This is a genomic window from Clostridium sp. DSM 17811, from assembly GCF_018861905.1.
In the GTDB taxonomy this organism is placed as follows: domain Bacteria; phylum Bacillota; class Clostridia; order Clostridiales; family Clostridiaceae; genus Clostridium_AD; species Clostridium_AD frigoriphilum.
This window is the reverse complement of record NZ_JAHLDU010000035.1, coordinates 24,221-30,972: the sequence shown is the minus strand read 5'-3', so window position 1 is coordinate 30,972 and position 6,752 is coordinate 24,221. Positions and strand designations below refer to the sequence as shown.

5 protein-coding genes and 2 pseudogenes are annotated in these 6,752 nt (G+C 29.2%); 4 read left to right on the top strand and 3 right to left on the bottom strand.

What is annotated here, in order from left to right:
- Positions 1-131: 131 nt before the first annotated feature.
- The 3 genes and pseudogenes from KPL44_RS22385 to KPL44_RS26135 form a co-directional block, all read right to left on the bottom strand.
- Entirely contained in the window at positions 132-923 is a 792-nt protein-coding gene (locus KPL44_RS22385) for a class I SAM-dependent methyltransferase (protein WP_216255142.1), read from the bottom strand.
- A gap of 219 nt (positions 924-1,142) precedes the next feature.
- A pseudogene (locus KPL44_RS25595) lies at positions 1,143-1,274 on the bottom strand (IS1595 family transposase); the annotation flags it as partial.
- Between the two features lie 96 nt (positions 1,275-1,370).
- Positions 1,371-1,691, bottom strand: a pseudogene (locus KPL44_RS26135) (ABC transporter permease); the annotation flags it as partial.
- A 299-nt stretch (positions 1,692-1,990) separates the two neighbouring features.
- Between KPL44_RS26135 and KPL44_RS22375 the strand changes: the two are divergent.
- The 4 genes from KPL44_RS22375 (at position 1,991) to KPL44_RS22360 (ending at position 6,570) form a co-directional block, all read left to right on the top strand.
- Complete coding sequence (locus KPL44_RS22375) at positions 1,991-2,446, top strand: AraC family transcriptional regulator (RefSeq protein WP_216255137.1); 456 nt, start codon at positions 1,991-1,993, stop codon at positions 2,444-2,446.
- A gap of 739 nt (positions 2,447-3,185) precedes the next feature.
- Positions 3,186-4,553, top strand: a complete 1,368-nt coding sequence (locus tag KPL44_RS25935; RefSeq protein WP_216255134.1) for a tetratricopeptide repeat protein — start codon at positions 3,186-3,188, stop codon at positions 4,551-4,553.
- Between the two features lie 239 nt (positions 4,554-4,792).
- A complete protein-coding gene (locus KPL44_RS22365) occupies positions 4,793-5,152 on the top strand; it encodes a cyclophilin-like fold protein (RefSeq protein WP_216255131.1) in 360 nt (119 codons plus the stop codon).
- A gap of 434 nt (positions 5,153-5,586) precedes the next feature.
- A complete protein-coding gene (locus tag KPL44_RS22360) occupies positions 5,587-6,570 on the top strand; it encodes a helix-turn-helix transcriptional regulator (protein WP_216255128.1) in 984 nt (327 codons plus the stop codon).
- The last annotated feature ends 182 nt before the right edge of the window (positions 6,571-6,752 follow it).

Sequence of the window (6,752 nt, the reverse complement as noted above, 5' to 3'; positions counted from 1 at the left end):
CGTTCTTTAGCTTGTTTCAGAAATTGAGCAATTTTAGTAACTATCATCATTTAAGTATATACTTATGGTGATAGTTTTTATCGGCTCAACATCTGAATCCAAACCTATTCAGATGGCGAATTAAAAAACTTTCATCTTTGAATTTTAAGTTTTGAAGCAATCAATGTAAACTCACCTGGAATATTTTTATTGGAATCAAATCTCGGTCCTTCAACAAGTTTGTCAATAATAAACCCCGCTGATGCAAAAGAACTTATAATTTCACCCATTGTCCAATATCTTAAAAGACACTTAGGAAATTCATTCTGTTCAGCAACTGGGAAAAGCTTTTCATATGCGACTGCCCCAATTTTTAATTCATTTTCAAAATAATCTCCTGTTAGTTCTAAACTATCATCTCTAACTTCAAAAATATCTCGTACTTTGAATATTTTCCTAATTGGGTGAAAATCATTTAAAACCAATCTACCACCTATTTTCAGCATAGAATATATTTTTTGCGAAATCTCATTTAAGTCCAAAAAGTAATGCAGTATTCCACCCTCCATGTAGGTAATATCAAAACTATTACGCATTTCATCAATATTCAATTCCGAAAAATCTGATACGATGTATGTTAAATTTACACCTGCTTCTTTAGCGACTTCAATTGCATATTTCTTGTTATCTTCAGAAATATCTACAATAGTGACATCAGCACCAAGTATTGCCAATGGAATTGCCTTTCTCCCACAGGAACCAAGTAAGTTAGCAATTTTTTTCCCATTCACGTTACCCAGAAACTCAATATCTCTTCTTAAGTATATTTTAGGTTGTCTTATCATATCTTTAGCAACATCTTTAGGTAATCCAAATTTATTTACCCATAATTCATAAGCCCTGTAAGACCATGCTTTTTTATTTACCTCACCTTGTTTATTCATTATACTTTGTACCCCCACTTTCCCTAATAATTCATAAAATTCCACTATTGTATCCTTATTTAATTATACAACACATTAATATAATTATTCAAATATTTAACATAATTATATATAAATTGATTCTCTAATTTTAAAATCTTTCAATTTAGTATCAGTATGGGATGTGTGTGATTGTACTAATAAAAATTTGCTTTTTACAGTGTCTTTCTGTGTGCTAAATGACTGCAACCATTTAAACCAGTACATGTAATTAGCGAGGTATTTTGTGGAGACACTCTGAAATCCATACTTCCATTTTTTTAGTTTGCTATGAAAAGTATTTATGTGTTGTATATGGTATATACCTTCCTTATAGTAATCAATAACATACCCTAAAATTCCTATTGACAGTATTCCAACAATGACAATATCAGGCCTTGAAAGTTGCTCCGCGTCTATTATCTTTAGAAATAAATCTTTTTTACTAAAGTGAAATATTTCCCCAACCTCAAGAAGCTTTTTATCATAATTTGTAACACCATTTAAGGTATTTGAAAAAAACGGAAAAAAGGTTGCTAAAAAAATAACTACAAGTTTTGATGACTCACCAATACCTAACCATAATATCAATATAGGAATCATGGCTATAGGTGGAATATGTCTCATAAATACTAAAGATGGATTTATATAAGGCATTGCTTTGGGTTTATTTCCAAGGAATACTGCAAGCGGAAAAGCAACAACAAAGGTTATAGTAAACCCCAAAATAACTCTTAAAAAACTTACCATCAAGTTTTTTAAGAGTTGCCCAGGTATTAACATAGCATAGGTCGTAGCTAAAATTGTTCTAGCTTCATAGTTATTAGTTATTAAATTTTGAGTTCTTACATTATCTGGGCAAACAAGTATTTTGAACCTTTTACAGTTAACTCGAAGAAGATATTTCAGGTGAGGATGGTATAACTTATTATGGCAAGGTAGTGATATAAGTGGTAATTCAGTAATTTTAAAAAATGTCTTGTTTTCTATTTTAAAGCATTATATGATGTTTATAGACATCGATGTACTTTATAAAGAAAGGAAGAATTATGAATATAGAAATTGAAAAAGCTTCATTTTATAGGATTGCTTATATAAGGCAGGTTGGATCTTATGGGCAGAATAATATTAAAGTAATGGAAAAATTAAAGAAATGGGCTAAGTCTAATGGACTGCTTAATGAGCAATCTATCATACTAGGAATTGCCCATGATAATCCTAAAATAGTAGAACCTGAAAATTGTCGTTATGACACAGGTCTCGTTATTTCAAATGATTATTGCATTAGTGATGATTATATTAGTGATGGTAACATTATTGGAGGGAAATATGCAGTTTTTAAAATAAGGCATACAGCTGAAGAAGTTCAAAAAGCGTGGCTTGCAATTTTTCCGGAATTATTCAAGAAAGGGTATCAACTGGATGAGGTAAGACCTATTCTTGAAAGGTATAAAATTGAAATGGTTAAAAATCATTTTTGTGAAATTTGTGTACCAATTCACTAAAGTTTAGTTTTAATAAATTGTATTTTAAAGTAGTTACCAGATAAATCACCTGTATTTATGATACGTAAAGTTGGATAGAAATTTACAATTTATTACTCATATTGTAATCATCGCAATCCCTTTAAATATCTAAGTTAGAAGATAAATAAATATATATATTACAAAAAAACAAAATATCTTATTAATATAAGTATAAAGATACCAATACATAAAAACTTTAAAACTTTAAAACTTTAATAAAGTATATACCCCTATGATAAATTTGTAATAAAATAATAAAATTAACGATAAATCCTTATATATCAATGAACTAAGCTAATTACATAGGTCATTTATAGTTACAAAACAACCAAAATTAAAAATTTGACCTAACAAATTAAGAATTCTATTGCAGAACTAACGTGCAAGGTCATATATATTTACTGAAAATGTAATAGAAAGCAAAATAATGCTTAGAAATAAGCCTTACAAAAGTAATTAGGGGTTCGGAAATTTATGAGAAGTAAAATTACAACAAAGGGGTTGCTTCACACCCAACTAGTAGCAAACAAATTTATATACGCCTAAGCTGTTAGTGATAACAGAAGAAATTGAAGCGTGGCTAATTATGTTTGTTATATAATTATGGTATACTTGGTAAGATACTTTAGATGAGTATGAAATGCATATATAGAAAATATGGATAACTTTAGAAAAATATTTAAAATATACTAAAGAATAGAGAGAAAAGGTGATATAAATGAAAGATTATTATGAAATATTAGAACTAACCGCGCTGTCTTCAAAAGAAGATATAAAAAGGGCTTACTTTAAGAGTGTAAGAAAATATCCACCGGATAGATTTGAAGTTGAATTTATGAATATTAGAAAAGCTTACGAAATTTTAAGTAATGAAAAAACTAGAAAGCAGTATGATTCAATAAATAATTTAGATTCTGATGTGAAAGAAAATTATAGCTTAGCAAGAACCTATATGGAAGAAGAAGAATTAAACAAAGCAATTAAAATCCTTGAAAAGATGCAGAAAGAAGATTCAAAATCTCTAATAGTAAAAGTATTGCTAGCAGAAGTCTATTTAAAAAATAGTAACAGTGGTAAAGCTTTGACAGTATATGAAGAATTAACTTTGGAGGAACCGGAAAACTCAGCATTTGCAGGATATTTAGCTAATGCTTATTTAAACAGAGGTTGGCATAAAAAGGCTATTTTAGCCTACAATAAGGCAATAGAACTTGATAGTGACAATATTTCCTTGTGGCTTGGCTTAAGTGAAGCTTATGTAGAAAGTAATGAATATCTGAATGCTAGAGATGTTTTAGAAAAGGCCTTAGAGGTAGTCACTGATATAAAGGATAACACAATAATATATCTAGAGCTAGTAACGATTGATATGAACTTTGAAATGTTTTCCTCAATACATAAACCTATAGATAAGTTGGCAGAGCTTGCAATAAATAGTGATGAAATAAAAGTTGATATAACCTCTACATTATCTGACTTAGCATCTTATTTAATGCAAATGGAAAGAATGGAAGATGCTAAAAAGGTAATAGAGAAGGCAGCAAAGATTTTACCAAAAGATGAAGTTGTATTACATATTAAAATTGAAATTGAAAACTATATGAGATATATTGATGATTTCCGTAAAATGAAAGAAGATAAAAAAATAAAACAAGAGATCGTGGATCTTATTGCTTTCAATGTACTTCCAAATAATGAATTAGGGATGCATGATGAAGAAGAAAAAGAAGCAATGACTCATTTTCAGGAGTATATCATATTAGATAATTATGATAACGACAAAACTGCTATTAAAAAGCTAGAAAAAGATTATCCGGATTTTTATGCTTTAAAGGCAGAGTTCTTTAGTAAGTTAACTAATAACATTGAAAGAAAAAAGCTCCAAGTGGAGTATAAACAACAGTCGGGTAAATATAAACATATAGCAGACAGATTTTTTGATGAAGATCATAGTGAAGCAAACGAAGATGGCCTAAATTATTATCAGCCACAGGAACCTACAGTACGAGAGGAATCTAAAATTGGTAGAAATGATCCTTGTCCTTGTGGAAGTGGTAAGAAATATAAGAAATGCTGTGGGAAATAATTACTTTATAAGAGCATAGATAAAGTAAACAAGGTTTAGTGATAGCATGGTATAGGAACTATTGAAGTATATATTTTTATATATTTCAGTAGCTTTTTTGTCGTTAAGGCTAAGTTTAATAAAAGTTGAGTACAATAAAATATAATTTATGTGGGTGGCACCAGTAATTTTAAAAAAGTACTTGACTCTAAAGCTGACTTTAGGATTATACTTGTAGTGAAATCGAGGTGAAGAAACAAATGAAAAACACAATCAGTATGGATATTAACGGAACAAAGGTAACCGCAACTTTGGTGAACAATTCTTCTACAGAAGAATTGTTCAAAATGCTGAAGGAAGGACCACTTACTATTGAAATGGAAGATTATGCAAGCATGGAAAAGGTCGGCTCAATTGGTACGAATCTGTCTACCAATGATAAGCAGACAACAACCAAAGCAGGAGATTTGATTCTGTATTTGGGAGATAAATTTGTTATTTATTATGAGAACAACTCATGGAAGTTTACCAGACTTGGCAAAATCAATGATGTATCACAGAATGAACTCAAAAAGATACTTGGCAGCGGTGATGCGACGGTTACGTTGTCGTTAGATTAATTTAAAGACGTAAATTGTTATTACTTTTGAATTCCATATAGGGGATGTCAAGGGAAATGAAAATTAAGAGTGTGCTAGAATATTGACTACTAAAATATATAACTTATATATTTTAGTAGTTTTTTTATCATTTAAATATAATCCAATATCAGTTATAGAACGTAGGATATATTGTGTAAAAATCATGTTAAAAATAGAGCGAACTACCAATAATATTCTCTGATGGAGGAAATAAACATAATATGTTATAATTAAGCAATTAATGAAAAGATAGAGGATATTATGGGCATTTTTGATGTAATTAAGTTTGAGAAGTATGGTCAAGATATTATAAATATAGTTAAGGGCTTTACTAATTAGGGTGAGCTACCTAATTATAAACTAAAAAACAAAAATAAATTTATAATACATCATAACAAAGGGGAATTGATATTATGTTACCTTACAGAAATTATGGTAAAAGTAGAAGGTTATTAGAAACTTTTAGACTTATAAAATGTAAAATAGCAACAACGCCACAAGAAATTGCAGATGTATTTGAAATTTTACCGGAGAACATTCATAATTATGTCAAGGAATTAAATGAGGAGTGGGAAACGGTTATTAAATATGATAAGTCTGATAAAAAATATAAAGTAAGTGATGAAGAGGGAGTAAATGGGGATGGAATACTTGAGGCCAATAAATATGTACAGCCTATTACAGCTGATGATGTAAATTTAATATTAGTATCATTAATTCAATCTCAAACATTTATGGAAACAAAAATGGCAATAATAAAAAATAGTTTATTAAGGCTACTTCCTAAAAATGAAGCGCGCAAATTGAAGGACATGCTTTATTTTGAGAAAAATCCTAATATTGATCATCAATATATTGAATTCAATGTTAAGAATTTAAGATCAGCAATAGCTGAAGAGAAAAAAGTAAGTTTTAGTTATATTTCAGCAGTAGGAAATCATAAAAACCACACAATAATACCATATAGTTTCGCTTGTGAACTTGGCAAATACTATATTATTGGATATGAAGAAAGCAAAGATTGTTTGATACATTTTAGAATAGATAGAATATCAAATGTTATTATTTTAGAGGAAGACGGAAAGAGAGATAGTAAGTTCAATGTGTATGATTATCTTAAAAAGACTTGGTATATGTATGGTGGAGATGAAACAAGAGTAAAAGTTAAGTTTAATAAATGCTGCTATAAGGTAGTAACTGAAAAAAGTTTACTTGAGGGAAGTCTAATTGAAGAAAATGAAGATTATTTTGTTTATGAGTTTGTTTGTAATGGTACATATGGAATAAAGCTATGGATTATGGGCTTTGGTGCAGATGCAGAAGTTATAGAACCAGTAGAGTTTAGAGAAGAAATTATAGATAGTATAAGGAAAATGAATAAGGTTTATAGTATATAGGCGAGGGTAAAAATAATGAAGGGCCACATCAGTTGATGTGGTTCTTTTTGCACCTTTTTCATGAGAATAGGTAAAAGAAAACTTTATTTTTAATAAATAGGGGGGAAGGGTAATTTTGATAGTTGGCTAATTGTACAATTATGGTATTAGATAGAATTACTTAATTATATATACAATATGGG

Bases quoted from the DNA above. Each gene is read 5' to 3' on its own strand.
- KPL44_RS22385 (WP_216255142.1), bottom strand. From the start codon at position 923: ATGAATAAACAAGGTGAGGTAAATAAAAAAGCATGGTCTTACAGGGCT.
- KPL44_RS22375 (WP_216255137.1), top strand. From the start codon at position 1,991: ATGAATATAGAAATTGAAAAAGCTTCATTTTATAGGATTGCTTATATA.
- KPL44_RS25935 (WP_216255134.1), top strand. From the start codon at position 3,186: ATGAAAGATTATTATGAAATATTAGAACTAACCGCGCTGTCTTCAAAA.
- KPL44_RS22365 (WP_216255131.1), top strand. From the start codon at position 4,793: ATGAAAAACACAATCAGTATGGATATTAACGGAACAAAGGTAACCGCA.
- KPL44_RS22360 (WP_216255128.1), top strand. From the start codon at position 5,587: ATGTTACCTTACAGAAATTATGGTAAAAGTAGAAGGTTATTAGAAACT.